At 74.4% G+C, this 25,955-nt stretch carries 19 protein-coding genes; 15 read left to right on the top strand and 4 right to left on the bottom strand.

The window, feature by feature from the left end:
- The first annotated feature begins 155 nt into the window (after positions 1–155).
- From ABD774_RS18325 to ABD774_RS18305, 5 genes are all read left to right on the top strand, one after another.
- Positions 156–2,279: a cell wall-binding repeat-containing protein gene (locus ABD774_RS18325; RefSeq protein WP_345044425.1), complete on the top strand. Its 2,124-nt coding sequence runs from the start codon at positions 156–158 to the stop codon at positions 2,277–2,279.
- Positions 2,279–3,451 carry a glycosyltransferase family 4 protein gene (locus tag ABD774_RS18320; RefSeq protein WP_345044423.1) on the top strand — a complete coding sequence of 391 codons (1,173 nt, stop codon included), beginning with the start codon at positions 2,279–2,281 and terminating at the stop codon, positions 3,449–3,451. The genes ABD774_RS18325 and ABD774_RS18320 overlap by 1 nt, the downstream gene beginning before the upstream one ends.
- A 61-nt stretch (positions 3,452–3,512) precedes the next feature.
- A complete protein-coding gene (locus ABD774_RS18315) occupies positions 3,513–5,120 on the top strand; it encodes a glycosyltransferase (RefSeq protein WP_345044420.1) in 1,608 nt (535 codons plus the stop codon).
- On the top strand, positions 5,117–6,895 hold the full coding sequence (locus ABD774_RS18310; RefSeq protein ID WP_345044418.1) for an ABC transporter ATP-binding protein: 1,779 nt from the start codon (positions 5,117–5,119) through the stop codon (positions 6,893–6,895). The genes ABD774_RS18315 and ABD774_RS18310 overlap by 4 nt, the downstream gene beginning before the upstream one ends.
- On the top strand, positions 6,892–7,962 hold the full coding sequence (locus tag ABD774_RS18305) for a glycosyltransferase (RefSeq protein ID WP_345044415.1): 1,071 nt from the start codon (positions 6,892–6,894) through the stop codon (positions 7,960–7,962). The genes ABD774_RS18310 and ABD774_RS18305 overlap by 4 nt, the downstream gene beginning before the upstream one ends.
- 25 nt (positions 7,963–7,987) lie before the next feature.
- Here the strand turns inward: ABD774_RS18305 and ABD774_RS18300 are convergent, their stop codons facing one another.
- A complete protein-coding gene (locus ABD774_RS18300) occupies positions 7,988–8,977 on the bottom strand; it encodes a glycosyltransferase family protein (RefSeq protein ID WP_345044413.1) in 990 nt (329 codons plus the stop codon).
- A 52-nt stretch (positions 8,978–9,029) separates the two neighbouring features.
- On the opposite strand from ABD774_RS18300, the gene ABD774_RS18295 reads away from it, so the two are divergent.
- From ABD774_RS18295 to ABD774_RS18285, 3 genes are all read left to right on the top strand, one after another.
- A complete protein-coding gene (locus ABD774_RS18295) occupies positions 9,030–10,157 on the top strand; it encodes a glycosyltransferase (protein ID WP_345044410.1) in 1,128 nt (375 codons plus the stop codon).
- Positions 10,154–11,293, top strand: coding sequence for a glycosyltransferase family protein (locus ABD774_RS18290; RefSeq protein ID WP_345044408.1), 1,140 nt, complete (start codon positions 10,154–10,156; stop codon positions 11,291–11,293). Before ABD774_RS18295 ends, ABD774_RS18290 begins: the two co-directional genes overlap by 4 nt.
- An 83-nt stretch (positions 11,294–11,376) precedes the next feature.
- A complete protein-coding gene (locus ABD774_RS18285; protein WP_345044406.1) occupies positions 11,377–14,391 on the top strand; it encodes a cell wall-binding repeat-containing protein in 3,015 nt (1,004 codons plus the stop codon).
- Here the strand turns inward: ABD774_RS18285 and wecB are convergent.
- Complete coding sequence (wecB, locus tag ABD774_RS18280; protein ID WP_345044404.1) at positions 14,385–15,449, bottom strand: non-hydrolyzing UDP-N-acetylglucosamine 2-epimerase; 1,065 nt, start codon at positions 15,447–15,449, stop codon at positions 14,385–14,387. The genes ABD774_RS18285 and wecB overlap by 7 nt on opposite strands.
- A 36-nt stretch (positions 15,450–15,485) precedes the next feature.
- Here wecB and ABD774_RS18275 point away from each other — a divergent pair, with 36 nt between their 5' ends.
- From ABD774_RS18275 to ABD774_RS18255, 5 genes are all read left to right on the top strand, one after another.
- Positions 15,486–16,589: a glycosyltransferase gene (locus ABD774_RS18275; RefSeq protein WP_345044402.1), complete on the top strand. Its 1,104-nt coding sequence runs from the start codon at positions 15,486–15,488 to the stop codon at positions 16,587–16,589.
- On the top strand, positions 16,586–17,656 hold the full coding sequence (locus ABD774_RS18270) for a glycosyltransferase (protein WP_345044400.1): 1,071 nt from the start codon (positions 16,586–16,588) through the stop codon (positions 17,654–17,656). The genes ABD774_RS18275 and ABD774_RS18270 overlap by 4 nt, the downstream gene beginning before the upstream one ends.
- A 139-nt stretch (positions 17,657–17,795) precedes the next feature.
- A complete protein-coding gene (locus ABD774_RS18265) occupies positions 17,796–19,091 on the top strand; it encodes a nucleotide sugar dehydrogenase (protein WP_345044397.1) in 1,296 nt (431 codons plus the stop codon).
- Positions 19,092–19,113: 22 nt separating this feature from the next.
- Positions 19,114–19,962, top strand: coding sequence for a glycosyltransferase family 2 protein (locus ABD774_RS18260; protein WP_345044395.1), 849 nt, complete (start codon positions 19,114–19,116; stop codon positions 19,960–19,962).
- A 25-nt stretch (positions 19,963–19,987) separates the two neighbouring features.
- Positions 19,988–21,538 carry a DUF2142 domain-containing protein gene (locus tag ABD774_RS18255; protein WP_345044392.1) on the top strand — a complete coding sequence of 517 codons (1,551 nt, stop codon included), beginning with the start codon at positions 19,988–19,990 and terminating at the stop codon, positions 21,536–21,538.
- 72 nt (positions 21,539–21,610) lie between these two features.
- Here the strand turns inward: ABD774_RS18255 and rfbB are convergent, their stop codons facing one another.
- Together rfbB and ABD774_RS18245 are read right to left on the bottom strand one after the other, a co-directional pair.
- Positions 21,611–22,606, bottom strand: coding sequence for a dTDP-glucose 4,6-dehydratase (gene rfbB / locus ABD774_RS18250; protein WP_345044389.1), 996 nt, complete (start codon positions 22,604–22,606; stop codon positions 21,611–21,613).
- Positions 22,607–22,669: 63 nt separating this feature from the next.
- Positions 22,670–23,992, bottom strand: coding sequence for a UDP-glucose dehydrogenase family protein (locus ABD774_RS18245; RefSeq protein WP_345044387.1), 1,323 nt, complete (start codon positions 23,990–23,992; stop codon positions 22,670–22,672).
- Between the two features lie 211 nt (positions 23,993–24,203).
- Between ABD774_RS18245 and ABD774_RS18240 the strand changes: the two genes are divergently transcribed.
- Both ABD774_RS18240 and ABD774_RS18235 read left to right on the top strand, forming a co-directional pair.
- On the top strand, positions 24,204–25,814 hold the full coding sequence (locus ABD774_RS18240; RefSeq protein ID WP_345044384.1) for a DUF2142 domain-containing protein: 1,611 nt from the start codon (positions 24,204–24,206) through the stop codon (positions 25,812–25,814).
- A partial coding sequence (locus tag ABD774_RS18235) for an S-adenosylmethionine synthetase N-terminal domain-containing protein (protein ID WP_345044510.1) occupies positions 25,811–25,955 on the top strand: 145 nt, incomplete at its 3' end. The genes ABD774_RS18240 and ABD774_RS18235, both read left to right, overlap by 4 nt.

Here is a 25,955-nt window from a genome sequence, read left to right as displayed (position 1 = left end):
CCCGCCGGACGTCACGTCCGGCGGGCCCCGTTCCGCGCGTCCGGCGGTGGCGGACGACACAGGGCATTCCGGACGCCAAACCCTTGGAGGGTTGCGGACGCTGTGCGACGCTGAAGAGCGAGCACAGCCTCTTCCCCAAGCACAAAGGCTCCACCGTGAAAACTCGATCCCGCTCCCTGCTCGTCTCGATCGGCGCTGTTCTGGCGCTGCCGGGCCTGCTGCTCACTCCGCCCGCGGCCGCGACGACCGGCCAGGACGCGCCGGCCGCCTCCGGCCCCGAGGCGCCCGCGCCCGACACCCCCGAGGTGCCGGCCAGCGAGACCGCCACCGTCAAGGGGGCCGTGCCGGTGAAGGCGGAGACCGAGGTCGTGGAGATGGACGGGGCCGTCGCGGCGTCGCCGGGGACGGAAGAGGTCGTCGTGACGGCCGAGGGCGGCGAGCTGCGCGTCGTCGGTGTCAGCTGGGCCGAGCTCGACGCGGGTGAGGACCTGACCGTCCGGCTCCGCAGCCACGACGGCCAGGCCTGGTCCGGCTGGACCGACATGGAGGTCACGGCCGCCGTCACCGCCGAGGAGGCGCCCGAGGGCAGCCGCGGCGGCACCGAGCCGATCGTGGTCACGGACGCCGAGACCATCGAGGTCTCCCTCGCCGCGCCGGCGGGCGAGCTGCCCACCGACCCCCGGCTCGACGTGATCGATCCCGGGCAGAGCCCCGCCGACAACGGCGCACCGATCGGCCAGGATGTCGTCGGCGACGGCGCCGGCCAGTTCGCCGTCCCCTCCGCCGTCGTCCCGGGCACCCCCTCGATCTACTCGCGGGCCGACTGGGGCGCGGACGAGTCGATCCGGCAGTGGAAGCCCGAGCTCGGAGAGGTGACCGGCGTCGTCGTCCACCACAGCGCGAGCAGCAACAGCTACACGTCCGGCCAGGTCCCCGGGATCATCCGCGGCTTCTACCAGTACCACGCGGTCACGCGAGGGTGGGGCGACATCGGCTACAACGTCATCGTCGACAAGTTCGGCCGGGCCTGGGAAGGGCGCTACGGCGGCCTGACCAACCCGATCGTCGGCGCCCACGCGTCCGGCGTGAACGACACGATGTTCGGCATCTCGGTGATCGGCAACTACGACCTCGTCAAGGTTCCCGAGGCAGCCTTCAACAAGGTCGCCCAGGTCACCGCCTGGAAGTTCGCGCTCAGCGGCATCACCACCTCCGGCAGCGCCAAGGGCATCAACGGGGCAGCGATCCCGCGCGTGGTCGGGCACTACTACGTCGGGCAGACGGCCTGCCCGGGCAAGTTCTTCATCGAACGCCTCCCGGAGCTGAAGAACCTCATCACCTCGTACGAGTCGCGGATGACGGTCGTGAAGGACCCCGGCTACGACAGCGTGCGACTCTCGGGTGACGACCGCTACGCCACCAGCGTCGCCGCGTCCGGCTGGTCCAACACCTGGGCGAGCACCGTGTTCGTCGCCACCGGCCAGGACTACGCGGACGCCCTCGCGGGCGGCCCCGCCGCGACCGTCGCCGACGGGCCCGTGCTCCTCGTCCAGCCGGGCGGCATCCCCACCTCGGTGAAGGTCGAGCTCAAGCGGCTCACCCCGAGGAAGATCTACGTGCTCGGCGGCAGCGGGGCGATCAGCGACACCGTCGTGCGCCAGCTCGGCGCCTACGCCCCGGTGGAGCGGCTCCAGGGCTCCGACCGGTACGAGACCGCCGCCTCCGTCGGCCGGAAGATGTGGACGGACCCGACCAAGGTCTCGACGGTCTACCTCGCCTCCGGCCAGACCTTCGCCGACGCCCTCTCCGGAGGGGCCGCCGCCGCCAAGCAGCGCTCGCCGATGTACCTCACCCAGCCCGGCGGCCTGCCGACGGCGACCCGGCAGGAGCTCCAGCGCCTGAAGCCGGCCAAGGTCGTCGTCCTCGGCGGCACCGGCGCCGTCGGCAACAGGGTCGTCGACGAGGTCAAGCGCGCACTGCCGTCCGTCCAGATCCAGCGGCTCTCGGGCAAGGACCGGTACGCGACATCGGCGGCGATCGCCGACGCGGTGTGGCCGGACGGCGCCTCGGACGCCTACTTCGCCACCGGCGCCGCCTACGCCGACGCCCTCAGCGGCGTACCGTCCGCGGGTGACGACAACGCCCCCATGCTGCTGGTCCGGCGCACCTGCACCGACGACGTCGTGCGCGCCACGATCGGCCGGCTCGGCGCCGACGCCCGCATCACCCTCGGTGGGACGGGCGCCGTCGCCGACGGCGCGGTCGGCCGGCGCTGCTGATGCGTGACGCACGCCGCGGCCGCCCACGCGTGGTGCTGGCCACCCGTATCTTCGCGCCCGAGGTGGCCGCGGCGTCGTTCCGCCTGCGGGCGCTGTGCGAGGCGCTGGCCCGCGACGGGGCGGACGTCACCGTCCTCACCGTCCGCGCGCCCGGCGCGGAGCCCTCGCTGCCCGGCGTGCGGGTGCGGCGGTGGCCCGTGCTGCGGGACCGGTCCGGCTACGTGCGCGGCTACCTGCAGTACCTCAGCTTCGACGTCCCGCTGGCGCTGCGCCTGCTCCTGACACCCAGGCCGGACGTGGTGGTGAGCGAGCCGCCGCCGACCACCGGGTCAGTCGTGCGGGTGGTCTGCGCGCTGCGGCGGGTGCCCTACGTCTACTACGCCGCGGACCTGTGGGCGGACGCGGCCGAGGCCGCCGAGATGCCCGGCGCGGCGGTGCGCGTCCTCCGGACCGTCGAGCGGTTCGCCCTGCGGGGCGCCCGCCGCGTCGTCGCGGTCTCCGACGGCGTGCGCGAACGGCTCGCCGCCCTCGGGGTCCGCCACGTCACCACGGTGCGCAACGGGGTGGACACGTCGGTCTTCACCCCTGTGGGTCCCGGCCCGGACGGCGAGGCCCAGGACGGCGGCGGGCGGCCGTACGTCGTCTACGCCGGCACCACGTCCGAGTGGCAGGGCGCCGACGTCTTCGTCCGCGCCATGGCCACCGTCCTGGAGCAGGTCCCGGACGCGCGGCTGGTCTTCCTCGGCCAGGGGAGCGCCTGGCAGGCCATCGCCGACCTCGCCGCCACGCTGCCGCCCGGCACCGTGGAGATGCGCGGCCTGGTGCCGCCCGCGGAGGCGGCGCGCTGGCAGCGGGGAGCCGCCGCGGCGGCGGTCAGCATCGTGCCCGGCCTGGGGTACGACTTCGCGTACCCCACCAAGATCTACGCCGCCCTGGCCTGCGGGACCCCGGTGATCTTCGCCGGCACGGGCCCGGCGGCCGAGGACGTCACCGCCCACGGCCTGGGGTGGGCCGTGGACCACGACGTCGCCGCCGTCGCCCGCGCCATGGTGGCCGCGCTGCGCGCCGGGCCGGCCGACGCGGAACGGCTCGCGGGCTGGGTCGAGGAGCACGCCTCCGCGGCCGCAGCCGGGCGGGCGGCGGCCGACGTCGTCCTGGCCGCGGCCGGCTGAGCCGCTCCGCCGACCGGGTGGGCGGCCTGGCCCCGGGGGCGCGCGCGGCATAATGGCGGCGATGAGCCTGACCGGAAAGACCCTCGATGCCGTCGTCGGCAACCCCGTGGGCCGTCGGCTCATCACGACGGCGGTGCGGACGAGCCTGCGACTGCCCGCCCGCGCCGGATCCGCGGCGGCACGGGCCCGCTGGACGGGCCACCTTCTCAGCGGCCGCGGGTGGCCGGGCGAGGCGGCTGCCGTCCTCGCCACGGCCGAGCGTGCCGAGCGCGCTCCCGGGACGCGCGCGGAGCTCGGCGCCGCCCGGGCGCTCGCCGAGCTCGCCGCCGGGCGTGAGCCGGCGGACCTGGACGAGCGCACCGCCGGCACGCTCGCCCTCGCCGACGACGCCCTCAGCTCCGGCGAGCTGGACCGGGCCGCCCTGCGGCTCTTCGAGGCGCTCTCCCTGGCGTTCCACCCCTCCCGTCACTTCGGTGCGCGGCGCTCGCCGCTGCTGGCCGACCCGGACGGGTTCATGGCGCCGTTCTGGCGCTCGCACGCGTTCGCGCGGCTCGCGTCGAGCCCCGCACCCCGGCCGCGCCGGCCACGCGCGCGGACCCGCCGGCTGCTCGTCGTCGCCGCGGGGAACTTCACCTTCGTCCGCGACATCGTCGCCGACCACCGGCGCACGGAAGGGCTCGAGGTGCGCACCCTGGACCTGGACGAGGTCCGCGGCCTCGGCGGGCAGCTCGACGTCCGGGCGCTGACCCGCGCCCGCCTGAGGCGTGGCATGACAGGCGAACGGCTCCCCGTGCCCGAGAGCGTCCGGGAGCCGATCGCCTGGGCCGACACGATCCTCGTGGAGTGGGGCCACCGCGCCCTGGCGTGGGTCTCCCTGCTCGACGGCGTCGACGCCCGGGTCGTGGCCCGCGTCCACCGCTACGAGGCGCTGACGCCGCTGCCCCTGCTCACCGACTGGGCGGGCGTCGACGACGCGATCTTCATCTCCCCGGCGTTCCGCGACGTCGTGCGGCGCACGGCCCCGGGCCTGGACCGCACCCGCGTCGCGGTGGTCCCCAACCGGGCCGACCTCGCCGCCTGCCGGCAGGAGAAGACGCCGCGCGCCGCTCGCACGTGCGCGCTGATCGGGTGGGACCGCATGGTCAAGGACCCGGCCTGGGCGCTGGACGTGCTGGACCTGCTGCGCGCGCAGGACGAGCAGTGGCGCCTGCTGCTCATCGGCTCCGACGAACCGTCGGAGCCGTGGCCCGAGGCCGTGGACTACTTCCGGCGCGTCCGGCAGCGGATCGACGCCTCGGGCGGCGCCGTCGAGGTCCGCGGCTTCACCGACGACGTCCCCGGGGCCCTGCGCGAGGTCGGGGTGATCCTCAGCACCAGCCTGCAGGAGTCCGCCCACGTCTCCCTGCTCCAGGGCGTGGCGAGCGGCGCCCTGCCCGTGGTCCGCGACTGGCCGGACCTCGCCGGCTGGGGCGGCCCCGAGGCGCTGTACCCGGCGGACTGGGTCGTCGCCACCCCGGCCGAGGCCGCCGCACGCATCGCCGCCGCGGGGGACGTGCCGCACACCGGTGACGCGGCGCGCGCCGCGCAGGACTGGGTCCTCGACCACCGCGACTGGTCGGCGGTCCGGCCTCACTTCGACGCCGTCGTGCTGGGGGAGGAGGCCTCGTGAAGCGGCTGCTCGCCACCCTGCGCCAGCTGATGCCGCTGCTGCCCGCGGGCGCGCGGCGGTTCCTCACCGTCTACACGGTGGCGACCTCGGCGCTCGCCCTCCTCGACATCGCCGCGCTGGGCCTCATCGCCCTGACCCTCGCCCCGATGATCCAGCAGCGGCCGCTGACGCTGCCCGTCCTGGGCGAGCTCGGCGACGAGGCCTACGTGCCCGTGCTGCTGGTCGTCTGCGGTCTCATCGTGCTCAAGGGTGTCTTCGCGCTCACCCTGCAGTGGGTGGCGACCCGGCGCTTCGCCAGCTACGAGCTCGTCATCGGCGACCGCCTCTTCGAGGCCTACATCGGCGCCCCCTGGACCGAGCGGCTGCGGCGCAACTCCGCCGAGCTCGTCCGCCTCGCCGACGTCGGCATCGCCAACACCATCTCCGGCGTGCTGCTGCCCGCCGCCCAGCTGCCCGCCCAGGCGGCGACGTTCCTCGCCGTGCTCGTCGTGCTCGTGGTCGCCCAGCCCGTCACCGCGGCCGTCACCCTCGCCTACCTCGGACTCGTCGCGGCCCTCCTGTACTTCGGCATCTCCCGCCAGGCCGTCACGGCCGGCAAGGTGAACCTGCGGTACTCCTTCCGCGTGGCCACGCTGATGACCGAGATGGTCTCGGCGCTGAAGGAGATCACCCTGCGCAACAAGCTCGGCGAGGTCGCCACGGTCGTCCACGACGCCCGCGAGCGCTCCACCCGGGCCCGGAGCAACATCCGGTTCCTCAACGCCGTGCCCAAGTACGTCGTCGAGGCCGCCCTCATCGGCGGGTTCGTCCTCGTCGGCGGCGTCGCCTACGCCGGCGGCGGCATGGAGGCGGCCCTGGGCGCGGTCGCCCTCTTCGGCGTCGCCGGCTTCCGGATGATCCCGTCCGTCACGACGTTCCAGAACATCATGACGCAGACGTCCTCCAACATCCCCCACGTCGAGGCCGTCATCCGGGACATCGACGCCGCGGAGCGCTACACCGCCTCGGCGGAGCACGTCGGCAAGGACCCCATCGTCGGGCACCCGCGCCGGCTCACGCTCCGCGACGTCACCTTCACCTACCCCGGCGCCGCCGAGCCCGCCGTGCGCGGCATCGACCTCGACGTGCCGCTCGGCAGCTCGCTGGCCTTCGTCGGCTCCTCGGGCGCCGGGAAGTCCACCCTCGTCGACATCCTCCTCGGTCTCCTCGTGCCCTCCAGCGGCACGATCGAGCTCGACGGCGTCCCGCTCGTCTCCGTCCTCGGCGCCTGGCGCACGCGGGTCGGGTACGTGCCCCAGGACGTCTCGCTCTTCGACGCCTCCGTCGCCCAGAACGTCGCGCTCACGTGGGGCGAGGAGATCGACGAGGAGCGCGTGCGGACCGCGCTCGAGCGGGCCCAGCTCCTCGACGTCGTCGCGGGCCGGCAGGGCGGCATCCACGCCCGCATCGGCGAGCGCGGCATCGCCCTCTCCGGCGGCCAGCGCCAGCGGCTCGGCATCGCGCGGGCGCTGTACGTCGACCCGCTCGTGCTCGTCATGGACGAGGCCACGAGCGCCCTGGACACCGCCACGGAGGAGGCCGTGACGACGGCGATCCGCGGCCTGCACGGCGACGTCACCGTGATCTCGGTGGCGCACCGCCTCTCGACGATCCGGCACAGCGACCAGGTGTGCTTCATGCGCGACGCCACGATCGTCAACCGGGGCACCTTCGACGAGCTGGTGGCCGCCGAGCCCGAGTTCGCCCTCCAGGCCCGGCTGGCGGGGCTGTCGTGAGCGAGCCCGACGTCGATCTCGTCATCGCCCTGCACGACCTGAGCCGGCCGGTCGGCCGCGCCGCGAGCTCCGCCCTCGCGGGGGACGCCGACGGCGTGCGCGTCACGATCGCCTGCCACGAGCTGGCCGCGGCCGACGTCGCGGCGCGCCTGCCGGACGAGGTGCGGGACCGCGTGCGGCTGCTGGAGGTGCGCGACGGCCTGGGCAGCCCGTCCGGGCCCTTCAACGCCGGGCTCGAGGCCGCGACGGCCCGGTACGTGGCGATCATGGGCTCGGACGACTACGTCGAGCCCGGTGCGCTGCGCGCCTGGGCCGACGCCGCGGACGCCGCCTCCGCCGACGTCGTGCTCGCCCCGATGCGTCACCAGAGCGGCGAGCGGATCCCCACCCCACGGGTGCGCCCCGGCCGGCAGCGCCGCCTCGACCGGGTCAAGGACCGCCTGGCCTACCGCACCGCGCCGCTCGGCCTGATGCGCCGGGAGGTCCTCGAGCACCACAACCTGCACCTGACCCCGGGCATGCGCTCCGGCGGCGACGTCGCGTTCACCGTCCGGCTGTGGTCCCTGCCCCTGCGCGTCGACCTCGCCGCCCGGGCGCCCCGGTACGTCGTCGGGGCCGACGCCGTCACGCGGGTGACCACGGCCGTGCGCCCGGTGACCCAGGAGCTCCAGGCGTGGGACCACCTGCTCCGGCAGGACTGGTTCGCCGCGCTCGACCCTGGCTGGCGCCGCGCGGTCGCGATCAAGGCCGTGCGCATCCACCTGCTGGGGGCCGCCCGGCGCCGCCCCCGTGCGGAGATGTGGCACGACGGCGAGGCGGCCTGGCTGGGCGAGCTCACCCGTGGGTGGGTCGGCGCCGCACCCGGCGTGCTGCGGCCCCAGGCCCGCGCCGACCGCGACCTTCTCGACGTCATGCTCGCCCCGACGACGGAGGAGGCCCTCGCCGCCGCCTCCGCCCGCCGTGCGGTGGCCGGCCGGCGGGACCAGGCGCTGACCCGGGAGATCGCCGGCAACCTGGAGCGGGAGTCGGTGCTGCGACACTACGTCGGGCTGCGGCTGCGGCGCTGACGGCCGCGACCCACCCGCTCCGCGGTCAGACCGCCGCTGCGTAGCGACGCTCGAGCTCCTCGACGTAGCGGTCCGCCACAAAGTTCTCGCGAGCCCACCCCCGCGCCCCGAGCCGTGCGGCGGCGGCCGCGGGGTCCGCGAGGGCCTCCCGGGCCTGCTCGGCCACCTCACCGGGCGCGCCGGCGATCACCGGCGGCAGTGCACCGTCGGGGTAGCGCCACGGCACGCCGGGCATCGCCAGCGGCGCGCCGATCGCCATCGCCTCCAGCTCGCTCACCCCGAGCAGCCCCGTCGCCTGGCCCACCACGAGGTCGGCGCCGGCGAGCAGGTCGAGGTAGCCGCGGTGGGGGAGCGGCCCCACCAGCTCGACGCCGGCCGCGCGGGCCTCGGCGGCCATCGGACCCCAGTCGAGCCCGACCAGCCGGGCGGCGGGAACGGCGCTCCGCAGGGCCTCGACGACCTCGAGCATGCGCGCCGCACCCTTCTCCGGGCCCCAGCGGGAGGCGAAGACCACCGTCGGGTCGGGGCCCGAGCCCGGCCGCCACTCCGGGAGGCGGGCGGCGTCGACGAACGCCGGCATGAACTCGGCGTCCGGCCGTGCCGCCCGGGCGTTCTCGGCGGTGTCGAGGTTGGTGTAGTAGACGCCCACCGCGCCGTCGACCGCCCGCCGCACGAGGTCCCGGGTGGCCGGGGCGGCCCACTGCTCGCGGATGTCAGTGCCGTGCAGGTGGAGGAAGTACGGGCGCCGCGGCATCGACGCCGCCGTGACGAGCGGCACGGAGGTCGCGTAGTGCACGTGCGCCACCTGGGCGCGCGTGAGCTCCGCGCGGCGCCGCAGCACGTACGGCAGCCAGCGCACGCGGCCCGCCCCGGTCGGGGTGGCGCCGGGCGGACGGACCGCCGAGGGCGGCAGGTGGCGCCAGCCGTAGCCCCGGGCGTGGGCGGCGGTCACGAGGTTGTGCGCCACGCGGGCGCAGTCGTTGACGTGCAGCACCCTGGGCCCGGGGTCGGTCATGGGCCGAGGGTACCTGCGGCCGGCGCACCGGCGCCGATGGCATGATGACGCCATGCCCCGCCCCCGGATGCTGATCCTGTCGTTCTCACCCATCAGCACGGACGCCCGGGTCCTCAAGCAGGTGACGTACTTCGTCGAGCACTACGACGTGACCACGTGCGGCTACGGCCCTGCGCCGGACGGCGTGGAGCGCCACCTGGAGCTTCCCGCCGGGGTGCCCAACAAGCTCGACGGCCGGCTGATCACCGCCCGCGCCTACCGGGCCGTGTACTGGCGCCAGGCGGCCGTGAGCGCGGCCCGCGAGCTCCTGCGGGGGACCGAGGCGGACGTCGTGCTGGCCAACGACCTCGACGCGCTGCCCCTGGCGCTGTCGCTGCGCCCCCGCCTGGGCGTGCACGCCGACCTGCACGAGTACTTCCCGCGGCTGCACGAGGAGAACGAGAAGTGGCGCCGGCGCATCGGGCCGTACATGTCGTGGCTCTGCCGCCGGTACCTGCCCCGCGCCGCGTCCGTCAGCACGGTCAGCGGCGGTCTCGCCCGCGAGTACGAGCGCGAGTTCGGCGTGCCGGTCCAGGTGGTCACCAACGCCGCCCCGTACGCCGAGCTCGAGCCCACCCCGGTGGCGGACCCGGTGCGCCTGGTGCACTCCGGCGCCTGCCTGCGCAGCCGGAACATCCACCTCATGGTCGAGGCCATGGCGCCCCTCGCCGGACGGTTCACCCTCGACCTCTACCTCACGCCGAACCACCCGGACTACCTGGCCGAGCTGCGCTCCCGGGCCGCGGAGCTGGGCAACGTCGTCGTCCACGACCCGGTGCCCTACCGTGAGCTGATCACGACGCTCAACGACTACGACCTCGGCGTGTTCGTCCTGCCGCCCGTCAGCTTCAGCTACGCCCACGCCCTGCCGAACAAGGTGTACGACTTCGCCCAGGCACGCCTCGGGATCGTCGTCGGCCCGTCCCCGGAGATGGTCGACCTGGTGGAGACGGCCCGCAACGGGGTGGTCACGCCCGGGTTCGCCGTCGAGGACCTCGTCACGGCGCTCAAGGACCTCACCCCCGCACGGGTGGCGGAGCTCAAGCGTGCGTCGCACACCCACGCCCACGCGCTCTCCGCCGAGGCCGAGGTCGAGAAGTGGGGCCGCGCCGTCGCCCGGATCCTGGAGCCCGTCGCGTGAGCGCCGCCCGGCCGCGTCTGCTGATCCTCTCCTTCTCGGACATCCGCTCCGACGCCCGCGTGCTGCGGCAGGTGCGCCTGTTCCGCGACGACTACGAGCTGACGACCTGCGGGTACGGGGAGGCCCCGGAGGGCGTCGCCGGCCACGTGCGCATCCCCGACGAGCTCGTCCACTGGCACAAGGACCGCTCCCTGCTGCTCCAGCGCCGCTACGCCGCGGTCTACCGGACCAACGCCGTCGTGGCCCACCTGGAGGGGCGACTGCCCAAGGACCACTTCGACCTCGTGCTGGCCGACGACGCGGACACCGTGCCGCTCGCCCTGACGCTCCGGCCCCGCCGCGGGGTGCACGCCGACCTGCACGAGTACGCGACCCGCCAGAACGAGGAGTCCTGGCGCTGGCGGTGGTTCGTAGCCCCGTACTACCGGTGGCTCGTGCGGAACTTCGTGACGCGGGCCGCCTCGGTGAGCACGGTGGGCGCCGGCCTCGCGGCGGAGTACCGGCGCGAGTTCGGCATCGACGCCCGCGTGGTGGTCAACGCCGCGCCGTTCCGCGACGCCGAGCCGGGCCCCGTGGGCGACCCGGTGCGGCTGGTGCACAGCGGCCTCGCCCGGCGCAACCGCCAGCTCGAGGTCATGACCGACGCCGTCGAGCGGACGACGGCGGACGTCACGCTCGACCTCTACCTCATGCCGAACGACCCGGCCTACCTGGCGGAGCTCAAGGAGCGCACCGCCGGCAGCGCCCGCGTCACCGTCCACGACCCCGTGCCGCACGACCGGCTCGCGCAGACCCTGTCCGCCTACGACCTCGGCGTCTTCGTGCTGCCGCCGCTGACCTTCAACTACCGGTGGACGCTGCCGAACAAGTTCTTCGACTTCGTCCAGGCCCGCCTCGGCATCCTCGTCGGGCCCTCGCCGGAGATGGCCGGCCTGGTGCGGGAGCACGGGCTCGGCGCCGTGACCGACGGCTTCGCGACCGAGGACCTCGTCCGCGCCCTCGACCGGCTCGACCCGGCCGAGGTGGCCGCCTGGAAGCGGGCCAGCCACGCCGTCGCCGCGCGCTTCTCCGCCGAGGAGCAGGTCCAGGGCTGGACGCGCGCGCTCGAGGAGATCCCGGCCCCCCGCGCGGGCTGAGGCCCATCGGGCCGCGGCGGGGTGCCGGGCATCACCCGTCCGAAAGACTTCACCGTCCGGGCGGCGGGTGCGACCATGACCGGGTGATTCGTCCTGCCCGCGTCGTATTCTCCCGCCACCTCCTGCCGACCCTCCTCGCCGCGGTGCTCGCCGGACTCCTGCTGGTCGGCACCCCCGCGCCCGCCGCCCTGGGCGCGCCGGCCCCGGAGGACGACCCGGTGGGCGGCCCGGTCGAGCAGGACGACGTCGCCGAGACCGCGCCCGGCCTCCCGGTGACCCCGCCGCCGTCGGAGCCGCTCACCGGCGGCCTCGGCACGGCGTGGAACCTCGGCCTCGCCGCCGAGTCCGGCGCGATCACCGGCGCCGCCCTGGACGACGGCGGAGCCTGGGCGGTCACGCGGTCGAAGGTCCCCGCCGCGCTCTACCGCTGGGACGAGAGGACCCGCGACGTCGTCACGGTGCGCGACCTGCCGATCGGCGCGGGGTCCTGGTCGATCCTCGCCCTCGGTGACGACCCGCTCGCCGACGACCTGCTCGTCGGCACCTACTCCCCGGCCGCGCTGGTGACGTACTCGCCCGCCGGCGGGACCTTCGGCCGCGTGGTCCGCCTCGCCGCGGAGGAGACCGTGATGGGCATGGCGCTGCGCCCGGACGGCACGGTGGCCGTCGGCACGTACAACCCCGACGGTGCCCGGCTGCTCTCCTACGACCCGGCCACCGGCAGCGTGACCACGCTCGCACGCTGGCCGGAGGCCCGGTACGTCCGCTCGGTCGCCGTCGTCGGCGACGCGGTCTACGCCGGCCTCGGCACCCCGGCCGCCCTCTGGCGCTGGGAGGACGGCGCCGCGACCCGGGTCCAGGCACCCGGGCTCGACGAAGAGTCGATGGTCTACGCGCTGACGACGGACGGGACGAACCTCTACGGCGGCACCGAGCCCGGCGGCCAGGTGTTCGCCGTCGACGCCGCCGGCTTCCGCGTGCTGGCCGACACCGCCGCCCGGACCGTCGACGCCCTGGCGGTGGACGACGGCGCCCTCTACTACACCGTCCGGCCCACCGGGGCGCTGCACCGGATCGACCTCGCGCCGACCGCGCCGGAGAGCGCGGCGGCACCCGCGGGCGCGGAGCCGGCGCCCGCCGGCCCGATCCACGTGGCGACCCCTATGCCGGGCTCGGAGACCCGGCAGCTCCTCCCCACGCCGGACGGGGTCTACGGGATGTCCGGGACCGCGGACCTGTGGCGGGCGGGGGAGAGCGTGGAGGTCACCGCCCTGACCCAGCACGGCGCCCCGACCGGGCCCGAGGGCTCGCCGCAGGGCGTGGACCACCTCGGTACGGACATCGTGGTCGGCGGGCACTGGCGCTTCCACCAGCACTCGGCGGACGGCGCCATGGACAAGGTCGTGCCCGCCTCGGGCGAGCCGAAGGCCACCGTCGCCCGCGGCGGCGACCTCTACACCGCGACGTACCCCGGCGCCGAGATCCACCGCCTGACGCAGGACGGCACCGGGAACGCCCTCGTCGCGAAGATCCCGGGGGAGCAGATGCGGCCCCGCGCGATGATCTGGCACGAGAGCAGCTCCCGCCTGCTCGTCTCGACCCGGCCGGCCTACGGCCGCTACGGCGGCGACCTGACGATGGTCGACCCCGCCACCGGCGCGCTCACGAGCTACGAGCGGCCCTTCGGCGACCACACCGTGACCGCGATGGAGGACCTCGGCGGCGACGTCGTCGTCGGGACGGAGACCTACGGCGAGGCCGAGGGCACCGCCCCGGGCGCCGGGCCGGCCTACGTGGCCCGGTGGAACCCGTCGGGCGCCGTGCGGTGGAAGCGCTCGATCGACACCGCCCCCATGATCGGGTCGGTCACCGAGGTGCGGGTCGGCGTGACGCCGTACGTGCTGGCCAGCACCAACCTCGGCACCGTCGCGCTGCTGGACGCCGGCTCGGGCGCGGTGCTGTGGCGGACGGACATCGGCAACATCGTCGACCAGCTGACCACCGTGGGGGACCGCACGGTCGGGCGGGTGGACGGGCGTCTGCACGAGTTCCACGTCACGCTGCAGGGCCTGAGGACCGTGCGCCTGATGGACGACGCCGTGCGGTGGGTGGCGCTCGACCCGGACGACGCGAACGGGTTCGTCGCCGTCGCCCCGACCGCCGACGGCTCACCCGTGCTGTGGCGCGCCCGGCTCGACGCCGGCCCCCGCCCCGAGCGGATCGGCGGCGCCAACCGGTTCGAGACCGCCGCGCAGATGTCGCGGACGCGGTTCGGCACCGCGGACACCGTGGTCCTCGTGCGCTACGACGACTTCGCCGACACCCTCGCGGCGGCCCCGCTCGCCAGCCGCCTGGACGCGCCGATCCTCTACACGACGACGCCCGCGCTCCCGAGCCAGACCGCGGACGAGATCGCCCGCCTCGGCGCCCGCAGGGTCGTCCTCGTGGGCGGGACGGGCGTGATCTCCTCCGACGTGGAGGCCGCGCTGCGCTCGCGCGGCCTGGGCGTGTCCCGGCTGGGCGGGGCCGACCGCTACGCGACGGCGGCCGCGGTCGCCACCCGGGTGGCCGCCGTCGACGGCCACAACGGCCAGCCGGTCTTCCTCGTGACCGGCCTGGACTTCCCCGACGGTCTCAGCGCCGCCCCGCCCGCCACGCTGACCGGCGGCGTCGTCCTGCTCACGCGGGGGACGACCATGCCCGCCGTGACGTCCCAGCAGATGGCGAAGATCCGCCCCTCCGCCGTGTACACCGTCGGCGGGCCCGCGCAGAGGGCCGCCGCCGCGGCCGGCGTCCGCCCGCGCGCCAGCCTCACCGGCGACGACCGGTTCGAGACCGCCGTGCTCGTCGCGGACCGCTGGTTCGGCTCGCCCGCGGGCGCCTACCTGGCCAACGGGATGACGTTCGCCGACGCCCTGGTCGCGGCCCCGGCGGCCGGCAGGGAACGCGCGCCGATCGTCCTGACCCGCACGGACCCGCTCGACCCGGGCACCCACGGCTACCTGCGCCGCGCGCGGCCGGAGGCGGTGCTGATCGCCGGCGGCCCCGGCGTGGTCTCGGACCGGGTGTGGACGCAGGTGCGGACCACGTCCTACTGAGCGGCCGCCAGCGCGTCGAGCGCCCGCGCCGCCGAGGCGCCGTCGCCGTACGGCGCGGCGTCGGTGTCCGCGGGACGTGGGCGCTGCGCGGCCGCGACGAGTTCGGGCCCGGGCTCGGTCAGGGCGTTCCACCCGAGCTCGACCGTCTCGACCCACTCGGTCTCGGTGCGCACGGTGGTGCACGGCGTGCGCAGCAGGAACGCCTCCTTCTGGAGGCCGCCCGAGTCGGTCACCACGCCGCGGGCGTGCGTCGCCGCCGCCACGAGCTGGGGGTAGGGGAGCGGCGCGTGCGGCCGGAGCGCCCCCTGCTCGAGCGGGATCCCGGCGTCGCGGGCCCGCGCCACCAGCCGGGGGTGGGCGAGCAGGACGGTCGGGGCGTCGAGCCGGGCCAGCGACTCGACGATGGCCGCCAGGCGGGCGGGGTCGTCGGTGCTCTCGGCCCGGTGGATCGTCGCCAGGTAGTAGCCGCCGGGCTCGAGCGACTGCTCGGCCAGCAGCGGCGGGACCGTGCCCGCCACGAGGTCGCGCACCCGGAGGAGCACGTCCGTCATGACGTCGCCGACGAGCACCGATCGCGCCGCCAGCCCCTCCGCGGCGAGGTGGTCCATCGCGCCCTGCGTGGGGGCGAGCAGCAGGTCCGCCGCGTGGTCGGTGAGGACCCGGTTGTGCTCCTCCGGCATGCGACGGTTGAACGAGCGAAGGCCCGCCTCGAGGTGCGCGACCGGCACGTGCTGCTTCACCGCGGCCAGCGTGGCGGCGAGGGTGGAGTTGGTGTCGCCGTAGACGAGGACCCAGTCGGGCACGTGGGTCTCGAGCACGTCGTCCAGGGCCGCGAGCATCTGGCCGGTCTGGCGGCCGTGGGAGCCCGATCCCACGCCGAGGTGGACGGCCGGTGCCGGGATCTTCAGGTCCTCGAAGAACACGTCGGAGAGCATCGGGTCGTAGTGCTGCCCGGTGTGCACGATCGTGTGCTCCACCCCGCGCCGCGCAGCCTCGTGCGCGATCGGCGCGAGCTTGACGAACTGAGGACGGGCGCCGACGACGGAGAGAACCTTCACGCGGGGGAGTCTACGGGCGCTGGTAGTTTCGACCGTGTGCGCATTCTTGCTGTGACGACCTGGTTCCCCACCGCTGTCGCCCCCAGCAGCGGCGCCTTCGTCGTCCGGGACGTGCACGCGATCGCCTCCCGCGGCCACGACGTCGACGTGGTCCACCTCGTCCCGCCGCACCAGGACGACGGCACCCGGCGCACGGTCCACGAGGGGATCCGCGTGGTCCGCGTCCCGATGAGCACCACCCGCCCCGACCAGATCGCCGCCGCGGCCCGCGCCCTCGCGCCGCTCCTCGACGGCGCGGACGTGGTCCACTCCATGGCGTTCTCCTCGCTGCTGCCCCTCTCGCTGCGCCGCCCGCGCGTGCCGTGGGTGCACACCGAGCACTGGTCCGGGCTCACCTCGCCCGAGAACCTGCCGCGGAGCTGGCGGGCTGTGCTGCCGGTGCTGCGCCGGCTGCTCGCCCGACCCGACGTCGCCACCGCGGTGTGCGAGTTCCTCGCCACCCCGCTGCGGGACGTCCGGGGGGACCGGCCGACCGTCGTCGTCCCCTGCATCGTGCCGGTCCCCGAGCCCGTGCCGGCGCGGCCGGCCCGCGGCGGGCGGCTCCGCCTCGTCGACGTCGGCGGGCTCATCGACCGCAAGGACCCCCTGCTCGCCGTGGAGACGGTGGCCGAGCTCGAGCGGCGCGGCGTGCCCGCCGAGCTCGCCCTGGTGGGTGAGGGCGAGCTCCGCGACGCCGTGACGGCGCGCGTCGCCGAGCTCGGGCTGACCAACCGGGTCCGGCTCACCGGGTCGCTCCCCACCGCCGGCGTCCTCCAGGAGCTCGCCCGGGCGGACCTGTTCCTCGGCCCCACCCGCGGCGACAACTTCTTCGTCTCCGCCGCCGAGGCGCTGGTCGCCGGGCGGCCCGTGGTCGTCGGCGCCACCGGCGGCCAGGGCGAGTACATCCGCCCGGAGGTCGGCGAGCTGGTGGGCGTCCAGGACGCCGGCGCCTACGCCGACGCCGTCCTCCGGGTCGACCGCGCCACCGCCGGGCTCGGAGCGCAGGAGATCAGCGACACCGTCGGGCAGCGGTTCTCGGTGGCCGCCGTGGCCGCCGGGTACGACGACGCCTACGCCCTTGCCGGGCAGGTTGGGCGGTGAGCGCCCCCGTCGACGTCGTCATCGCCGTCCACACGCCCTCCCGTCCCGTCGGGCGCGCCGTCGCCTCGGTGCTCGACGGCAACGCCGAGCACACCCGGACCACCGTCGTGTGCCACAACGTGGCCGCCGAGGAGATCGCCGAGGTCATCGCACCTGAGCACCGCGACCGCGTGCGCTACCTCGAGCACCACGACCCTCGGCGCTCGGCGTCGGGCCCGTTCAACGCGGGCATGGCCGCAGCCGAGGGCGAGTTCGTCTCGATCATGGGCTCCGACGACCGGCTCCAGCCGGGCGCCGTCGCGTCCTGGCTCGGCCTCGCCCGCCGCACCGGCGCGGAGACCGTCGTCACCCGGCTCGCCCTCGGCCGTCCCGGCCGCGCGGTCCACACCCCGCCCGCGCGCCCCTGGCTGCGGGGCGTGGCCGACCCCGTCCGGGACCGGCTGAGCTACCGCAGCGCCCCGCTGGGGCTGGTGTCCCGGGCGGCGCGCGCCCGCCTCGGCGCGGACCTGGTCGAAGGGATGGTCGTGGGCGGGGACGTGCCGTACGTCACCCGCCTGTGGTTCGAGACCCGCGTGGCGGTCGACCGCCACGGGCCGGCGTACGTGATCGGCGAGGACGCCACGGACCGCGTCACCTACGTGCCGCGCCCCATCGACCAGGAGCTGGCGTTCCTGCGCCACCTGCTCGAGCAGGACTGGTTCCGCGGGTACTCCGCGGATTCCCGGCGCGCGATCGTGACCAAACTGACACGCATCCACCTCTTCGGCGCCGTGCACAACCGGCCCGACCCGCACTGGTGGACCGACGCCGAGCGGGCCGCCCTCGCCGTCGTGGCGCGGGCACTTCTCGACGCGGCCCCCGGCTTCGAGGAGGTCCTCTCCCTCGCCGACCGCGACCTCCTCGACGCCATCCGGCTGCGCCGGGCCACCGCCGAGCAGATGATCGCCGCCGCGCACACGCGCCGCCGCCACGGCCGCCCTCGCACGGTGCTCACCCGCAACCCGGCGCGAACGCTCGCCCGCGAGGCGCCGCTGCGGCTCATGGCGGCGTCCGTGCTGACCCGATGAGGCGCCCGGCCCGATGACCCCGGTCACGCCGTGCGGCGCTCAGGTGCCCGTCCGGGACCTCGGCTGCACGGCGGCCGCTCCCGGGTCGATATCGTGACACCTGGCGTGGCGGCACGCGCGCGCCGGAACGAGGAGTGACATGCGTATCGCTGTGGTTGCCCTGGGCAAGATCGGTCTTCCGCTCGCCGTGCAGTTCGCCGACGCCGGCCACGAGGTGGTCGGCGTCGATGTGCAGCAGAAGGTGGTGGACCTCGTCAACGCCGGGACCGAGCCGTTCCCGGGGGAGGCGCACCTGCAGGAGAAGCTGGCCGAGCTGGTGCCGGCCGGGCGCCTGCGGGCGACGACGGAGTACGCCGAGGCGATCCCGGGCGCGGACGCGGTGGTGCTGGTGGTGCCGCTGTTCGTCAACGACGAGACGTGGGCGCCGGACTTTGGGTGGATGGACGCCGCGACCCGGTCGCTGGCCGAGCACCTCACGCCCGGGACGCTGATCTCCTACGAGACGACCCTGCCGGTGGGGACCACCCGGGGCCGGTGGAAGCCGCTGATCGAGGAGATCTCCGGCCTGGTCGAGGGGGAGAATTTCCACCTGGTGTTCTCCCCCGAGCGGGTGCTGACGGGGCGGGTGTTCGCCGACCTGCGCCGCTACCCCAAGCTGGTGGGCGGGCTGTCCGAGGAGGGCACGAGGCGGGCGGTGGAGTTCTACGAGGCGGTGCTCTCCTTCGACGAGCGCCCCGACCTGGCCCGTCCGAACGGGGTGTGGGACATGGGCACCGCCGAGGCGGCGGAGATGGCCAAGCTCGCCGAGACCACCTACCGCGACGTCAACATCGGCCTGGCGAACCAGTTCGCGCTGTTCGCGGACAAGGCCGGGATCGACGTGTACAAGGTCATCGAGGCCTGCAACTCCCAGCCGTACTCCCACATTCACCGCCCGGGCATCGCGGTGGGCGGGCACTGCATCCCGGTCTACCCGCGCCTGTACCTGTCCACCGACCCCGACGCCTCCATCGTGCGCACCGCCCGGCAGTCCAACGCGGCGATGCCCGCGCACGTGGTCGCCCGGGCCGCGGAGGTCCTGGGGGACCTGTCCGGCCTCAGGGCCGTGGTGCTGGGCGCCTCCTACCGGGGCAGGGTCAAGGAGACGGCGTTCTCCGGGGTCTTCGCCACCGTCGACGCGCTGCGCGAGCGCGGGGCGGCCGTGGCGGTGCACGACCCGATGTACACCGACGACGAGCTCGCCGCCTTCGGCTGGGAGCCGTACCACCTGGGCGAGAGCGCGGACCTGGCGATCGTCCAGGCCGACCACCCCGAGTACGCCGGCCTGACCCCGGCCGACCTGCCCGGCCTGAGGCTGCTCTTCGACGGCCGCCGCGTCACCGACGCCGCGGCCTGGAACGGCACCCCCCGCCTGGTCATCGGCGGCGGCGCGTGACCCGGCGACCGGTCACCCGCCCGTGACGGACGCCCAGGTCCGCGTCGTCACGGTCGCGTTCAACCCGGGGGAGGAGCTCGAGCACTTCGCCGAGTCCCTCCGCTCCGCGTCGTCGTCGCCGGTGACCCTGGTGATCGTCGACAACGGCTCGGAGACCGCCGTGGTCGACGACGTCGCCGCGCGCCACGGCGCGGAGGTGGTCCGCCCGGGGAGGAACCTGGGCTACGGGGCCGCCGCCAACCTCGGGGCGCGCCGCGGCACGGAGCCCTGGGTCGTCGTCGCCAACCCGGACATCGTCTGGCACCCCGGGTCCCTCGACGAGCTGCTCGCGGCCGGCGAGCGGAACCCGCGGGCGGGCTCGCTCGGGCCGACGATCCTCAACACCGACGGCACCGTCTACCCCTCGGCGCGGGCGGTCCCCTCGCTGACCCAGGGCGCCGGGCACGCCGTGTTCGTCAAGCTCTGGCCCGGCAACCCGTGGACGCGGGCGTACCGCCAGGGCCAGGAGGAGATGCTGCTCACCGAGCACGCGGTGGGATGGCTCTCCGGGGCGTGCCTGCTGCTGCGCCGCGAGGCGCTGGCGCCGCTCGGCGGCTTCGACGAGCGGTACTTCATGTTCTTCGAGGACGTCGACCTCGGCGACCGGCTCGGCCGGGCCGGCTGGCTCAACGTGTACGTGCCCGCCGCGACGGTGGTCCACGACCAGGGCGCCAGCTGGCGGCACCGTCCCGCGCCGATGATCCGGGCGCACCACAGCAGCGCGGAGACGTACCTGCGCCGCCGCTACAGCGCGTGGTACCTCGCGCCGCTGAGGTGGCTGATCTCTCTGGGGCTGCGGGTGCGCGCCTGGGTGGAGATCCGCAGGGGCTGACGCGCCCCGGGATAGGGTGAGGGGCGTGCCTCGCTGGAAACCTCTGCTGATCCCCGCACGTCGCTGGTCCATCCTCCTGGCACCCGTCCTTCTCCTGCTCACGCTCCTGTCCTGGAGCGTCGCCTCGCCGGTCGGCTCGAGCCCGGACGAGGACTTCCACCTGGCGAGCATCTGGTGCGGGAGGGGCGAGCGCGAGGGGGTCTGCGAGCCGGGCGCCACCGAGGTGCAGCAGGCGGTGCCCGCCCCCGTCGCCGGCGGCATCTGCTACGCCCTCGAGCCCTCGCTCAGCGCCGAGTGCTACGAGGAGCGGATGGACGCCCCAGTCGAGGAGCTCGTCTCGACCGGGCGCGGCAACTTCACCAGCATCTACCCCGCGGGCTTCTACTGGGGCAACAGCTGGCTGGTCGGCGAGAACGTCGAGGCGTCGGTCATCGCGATGCGCGCCCTCAACGTCCTCCTCGTGGTCGGGGTGCTGACCGCCCTCTACGCGCTCCTGCCGCACCGCCGGCGCAACGCCCTCGCGCTGGCCGTCGCCGTCACGATCATCCCGCTGGGCGCCTTCCTGGTCGCGTCGATCAACCCGAGCGGCTGGGCCATCTTCGCCGCGCTCGCCGTCTTCGCCGGCCTGTCCGGGTTCTTCGAGACCGAGGGGCGACGGCGCTATGCGCTCGGCGCGGTCACCCTCGTGGCCGCGTTCATGGGCACCGGGTCACGGGCTGACTCCGCCGCCTACGTCGTCGTCGCCGCGGTCGCGGCGACCTTCCTCCACTGGTGGCGGCCGGCGCCGGACCGGTGGTGGCGGCCCGGGCGGCTGCGGTGGCGCGACCTCGCCGCCCCGGCGCTCGTGCTGCTCATGGCCGCCGCGTTCTTCCTCGGCTCCCGGCAGTCCCGGGCGCTGAACTCCGGCAACACCATCAGCGCCGCGATGGAGGACCCCACGACGGAGACGCCCGGGAAGCTCGGCCTCGGCAAGCTCCTGTGGGACAACGGCATGAACATCCCGAGCATCTGGGCCGGCGTGTTCGGTTCCTGGGACCTGGGGTGGCTCGACACCGAGATGCCCGCGTTCGTCGGGGTGGGCGGCCTCGTCGTCTTCGGCGCGGTCATGTTCGCCGCGCTGCCGCACGTGAGCCGCCGGGACGGCCTGGTGCTCGCCGGGATCCTCGGCCTGCTGTGGCTGCTGCCCATGGTCCTGCTGTTTCGCAGCAACGCGCCGGTGGGCGGATCCGTCCAGCCGCGTTACCTCCTGCCCCTCATCGCCCTGTTCGCCGTCGTCGCCCTCTGGCGCTCCGCGCCGGGGCGCCGGCTCTCCCGGGGGCAGGTCGCGCTGGTCGTCCTCACGCTGGCCCTGGCGAACTCCTTCGCCATGCACAACAACATCCGGCGGTACGTGACCGGCGACGACGTCACCGGGTTCAACCTCAACGCCCTGCCGGAGTGGTGGTGGGGCGGCCCCGTCTCGCCGATGCTCGTGTGGTTCGCCGGGTCCGTCGCCTTCGCCGGCTTCCTGGTCACTCTCGTGAGCCGGACCGGGGCCTGGGACTGGGCCGTCGACGGCGACGTGCGCACCCGATGACGACGGCCCGGTCGAGACGAGGTCTCGACCGGGCCGCGTGCTTGCGTGCGGGACCTACTCGCCGTGCGGGACCTACTGGCCCTGGGCGGCGTACTTCGCCTCGACGGCCGCCTTCTGCGGGCGCCACCAGCCCTCGTTGTCGCGGTACCAGGCGATGGTGTCCTCCAGGCCGGAGCGGAAGTCCTTGAACTGCGGCTCCCACCCGAGCTCCTCGCGCAGGCGCGTGTTGTCGATGGCGTAGCGCAGGTCGTGCCCGGGGCGGTCGGCCACGTGCTCGTAGTCATGCGGGTCGTGACCCATGAGCTCGAGGATGAGCTCGACGACCTCCTTGTTGTTCTTCTCCCCGTCGGCGCCGATGAGGTAGGTCTCGCCGATCCGGCCCTGCTCGATGATGCGCCACACCGCGGTGTTGTGGTCGCGCACGTGGATCCAGTCGCGCACGTTCTGGCCGGCGCCGTAGAGCTTGGGCCGCACGCCGTCGATCAGGTTGGTGATCTGGCGGGGGATGAACTTCTCGATGTGCTGGTACGGCCCGTAGTTGTTCGAGCAGTTCGAGATAGTGGCCTCGACGCCGAACGAGCGCACCCAGGCCCGCACCAGCAGGTCGGAGCCGGCCTTGGTGGAGGAGTACGGGGAGGACGGGTTGTACGGGGTCTGCTCGGTGAACTTGGCCGGGTCGTCCAGCTCGAGGTCGCCGTACACCTCGTCGGTGGAGATGTGGTGGTAGCGCACGCCGTGCCGGCGGACCGCCTCCAGCAGGGTGAAGGTCCCGATCAGGTTCGTGGTGACGAACGGTGACGGGTCGTTCAGGGAGTTGTCGTTGTGCGACTCCGCGGCGAAGTGCACGACCACGTCGGAGTCGCGCACGAGCGGGTCCACCACGTCGGCGTCGGCGATGTCTCCCTCGACGAGGGTGACGCGGTCCGCCACGTCCGCCAGCGAGGCCGGGTTGCCGGCATAGGTCAGCTTGTCCAGGACCGTCACCTGGGCGTCGGGGTAGTCCTCGACGGTCTGGTGGACGAAGTTGGCGCCGATGAAACCGGCACCACCGGTGATGAGCACGCGCACGTCAGGGCCTCCTCGGCCGGGTCGGTTCGGAACGGTCCAGTGTAGGGGTGGGCCCGTCGAGGGTCAGGGGCGGCCGATGCCGGTGTAGGTCCAGCCGGCGTCGCGCCAGGTGGTGGGGTCGAGGGCGTTGCGCCCGTCGATGATCCAGGGGTTGTTCACGGCGTCCTTGAGGCGGGTGGGGTCGAGCTCCTTGAACTGCTTCCACTCGGTCAGGAGGAGGACGACGTCGGCGCCGGCGGCGGCGGTGTAGGCGTCGTCGGCGACGTGGGTGGTGGGGCGGGCGGCGCGGAGCTTGGGGCCGGCGGCGGGGTCGGTGATGACCACGGTGGCGCCCTCGCCGGAGATGCGGGCGGCGATGTCCAGGGCGGGGGAGTTGCGCATGTCGTCGCTGTCGGGCTTGAACGCGGCTCCCAGGACGGCGACCTTCTTGCCCTCGAAGGTGCCGCCGAGGCCGTCGCGGGCGGTGTTGACGACGTGGTCGCGGCGCCGGTCGTTGATGGAGTCGACCTCGCGCAGGAAGGTCAGGGCCTGGTCCACGCCGAGCTCGCCGGCGCGGGCCATGAAGGCGCGGATGTCCTTGGGCAGGCAGCCGCCGCCGAAGCCGATGCCGGCGCGCAGGAACTTCTTCCCGATGCGGTCGTCGTGGCCGATGGCCTCGGCGAGCTGGGTGACGTCGGCGCCGGTGGCCTCGCACAGCTCGGCCATGGCGTTGATGAAGGAGATCTTGGTGGCCAGGAAGGAGTTGGCGGCGACCTTGACCAGCTCGGCGGTGGCGTAGTCGGTGGTCAGGCGGGGGATCTCGGCGGCGATGAGCTGCTTGTAGACGTCGTCCAGGACGCCCTGGGCGGTGCCGGCGCTCTCGGGGTCCTTGGGGAGGCCGTAGACGATGCGGTCGGGGGAGATGGTGTCCTGGACGGCGAAGCCCTCGCGCAGGAACTCGGGGTTCCACACCAGCAGGGCGCCGGTGGGGGCGATCGTCTCGGCGATGGTCGCGGCGGTGCCCACGGGCACGGTGGACTTGCCCACCACCAGGGTGGGGCCGTCGACGTGGTGGTTCAGGTGCGGGAGCAGGGAGGCGACCGCGGAGTTCACGTACGTCAGGTCCGCGGCGTACCCGCCCTGGACCTGGGGGGTGCCGACGCCGATGAAGTGGACCTGGGCGTGGGCCAGATCGGCGAAGTCGGTGGAGAAACGCAGCCGGCCCGACTCGACGTTGCGGGCCAGGAGCTCGTCGAACCCGGGCTCGTGGAACGGCGCCACCCCCCGGGACAGGGAGGCGACCTTGGCGGCGTCGACGTCGATCCCGACCACGTCGTGGCCCAGCTCCGCCATGCACGCCGCGTGCACCGCACCCAGATACCCGCAACCGATCACCGAAATCTGCATGAGAGCACGGTACCCGCGCGCGCGACGCGGGCGCGAAACCGAAGGTCCCACGGGAAGAGCCACGGTCGGACCGGCGGACCGGGACCGTCCGCGGGTGCCGGTAGCCTGACGATCTCCGGGCAGGCCCGGTCCTGCGCGCGATCTCCTGGCTGGCCGTGAGTGTCGCGTGCCCGGACGTCAACTTTCGACACGACTAGGTGGCTGCAGAAGAGTGTTCGACTCGATCTCCCGGAGAACCTACGTCGTCTCGCTCACGCTCATCACGCTCCTCAGCGCACTCCTGCTGGTCGGCTGGGCACTCCTCACGCAGGCGCTCCGCGCCCCCGACGAGCCGCAGCACGCCAACAGCGTCGTGCGGGTGATGCACGGCGGCGGCTGGCCCGCGCCCGGAGAGGCGCTCTTCGGGGCCGGGCCGGAGACCACCCTGTCCGAGGGGGCGTTCTCCACGTGGCTTCCCGGGAGCACCCGTCCGCCCGGGCCGGCGTTCACGGACGTCGTGCCGACACCCGACGAGGCACGGACGGTGATCGACGAGGACAACGCGCTCCCGGCCCCCGGCGAGACGCGGTACGACCAGATGACCCAGCACCCTCCCCTCTACTACGCCGTCGTCGCGGGCGTGCTGAGGCTCGTCGGGCTCGACGAGGCCCGGTGGGACGTCCAGCTCCTGGTGATGCGGCTCGTCGGTGCGGCCATGACCGTGCCCACCGTCCCGCTGATCGCCGAGGCGACGCGGCGCCTGCTCCGCTCGCCCGCGACGGGACTCGGCGCGGCGTGCCTGCCCCTGTTCATCCCGCAGTTCTGGCACATCAACGGCGCCGTCACCAACGACGCCCTGCTGACCCTGACCGGCTCGCTCACCCTGTTCTGGACGCTGAAGGCGCTGCAGGGGGACGTGCGTCCCCGGACCGCGGTGCTCGCCGGGCTCTTCCTCGGGGCAGGCCTGCTCACCAAGGGGTTCATGATGGCGGGCATCCCCGTCGTCCTCGCCGGGTTCCTCCTCGCCCGCCGCGCACCGTGGCGACGACGCCTCCTCGCCGCAGCGCTCGCCATGGCGGTCGCCTTCGCGGTGGGCGGGTGGTGGTGGCTGAGAAACCTCCTGGTGCACGGGACGCTGCAGCCCGCCGGGCAGACGGTCGCCGCCCCGAACCCGTCGGCCGTGACGACGCTGTCCGCCTACGTCGAGCGCGCCCTGAACGCCTTCTCCCGGTCGTTCTGGGGCCTGTTCTCCTGGGGGGAGATGCCCATCGCGCTGCCCTACGTCGTCGGAGCCTCCGTCGTCCTGCTGGTCCTCGTCGTGCTCGGGCTCGCGGCGTCGCGGGGGATCTTCCGCGAGATGCTGCTCCTCGCGTCCTTCGCCGGGATCATCGTCGGCTCGATCGTCCTGCGGCAGTGGCGCTTCTACGTCGAGACCGGCGCGTTCAGCGGACTCCAGGGCCGGTACTTCTATCTCGCCATCCTCGGGATCACCGTGCTGGCCGCGGGAGGCCTCTGGTTCCTGCTCCGGCGCTCCGAGCGGCGCGCGGTGGTGCTCCTGCCCGTGCTCGCCGCCGGCGGGGTGGTCGCATCGCTGTGGGGCATGTCCGTCGCCTTCGAGGGGTACTACCAGGCCGCGGGGGAGTCCGCCGGCCAGGCCTTCGCCCGGTGGGCGGCCTGGAGTCCCGCCTCGCCCGAGCAGCTGGCCGTCCTGGGTGGGGTGACCGCCGCGGTGGCCTGCGTCCTACTCGCGCAGCTGGCGTGGACCGCCTGGTCGCCCGACGGTCCCGCGGGGCGCGACCGGTTCCCGGCACGTCACGGCCGGGCCACTACGATCGAGCGGTGACTTCTTCCGTCTTGCGTCAGTTCACGTCCGAGTCGGTGACCGAGGGGCATCCGGACAAGGTGTGTGACCGGATCTCGGACACGATCCTGGACGCGATCCTGGAGCAGGACCCGGTGGCGCGGGTGGCGGTGGAGACGGTGG

The organism is Georgenia daeguensis (assembly GCF_039537705.1).
GTDB classification, from domain to species: domain Bacteria; phylum Actinomycetota; class Actinomycetes; order Actinomycetales; family Actinomycetaceae; genus Georgenia; species Georgenia daeguensis.
This window is presented reverse-complemented; position numbering and strand designations above follow the sequence as displayed.

Excerpts from the sequence above, each read along its gene's own strand:
- ABD774_RS18295 (WP_345044410.1), top strand. The coding sequence starts at position 9,030 with ATGCCCCGCCCCCGGATGCTGATCCTGTCGTTCTCACCCATCAGCACG.
- ABD774_RS18300 (WP_345044413.1), bottom strand. The coding sequence starts at position 8,977 with ATGACCGACCCCGGGCCCAGGGTGCTGCACGTCAACGACTGCGCCCGC.
- ABD774_RS18315 (WP_345044420.1), top strand. The coding sequence starts at position 3,513 with ATGAGCCTGACCGGAAAGACCCTCGATGCCGTCGTCGGCAACCCCGTG.
- ABD774_RS18320 (WP_345044423.1), top strand. The coding sequence starts at position 2,279 with ATGCGTGACGCACGCCGCGGCCGCCCACGCGTGGTGCTGGCCACCCGT.
- ABD774_RS18265 (WP_345044397.1), top strand. The coding sequence starts at position 17,796 with ATGCGTATCGCTGTGGTTGCCCTGGGCAAGATCGGTCTTCCGCTCGCC.
- ABD774_RS18245 (WP_345044387.1), bottom strand. The coding sequence starts at position 23,992 with ATGCAGATTTCGGTGATCGGTTGCGGGTATCTGGGTGCGGTGCACGCG.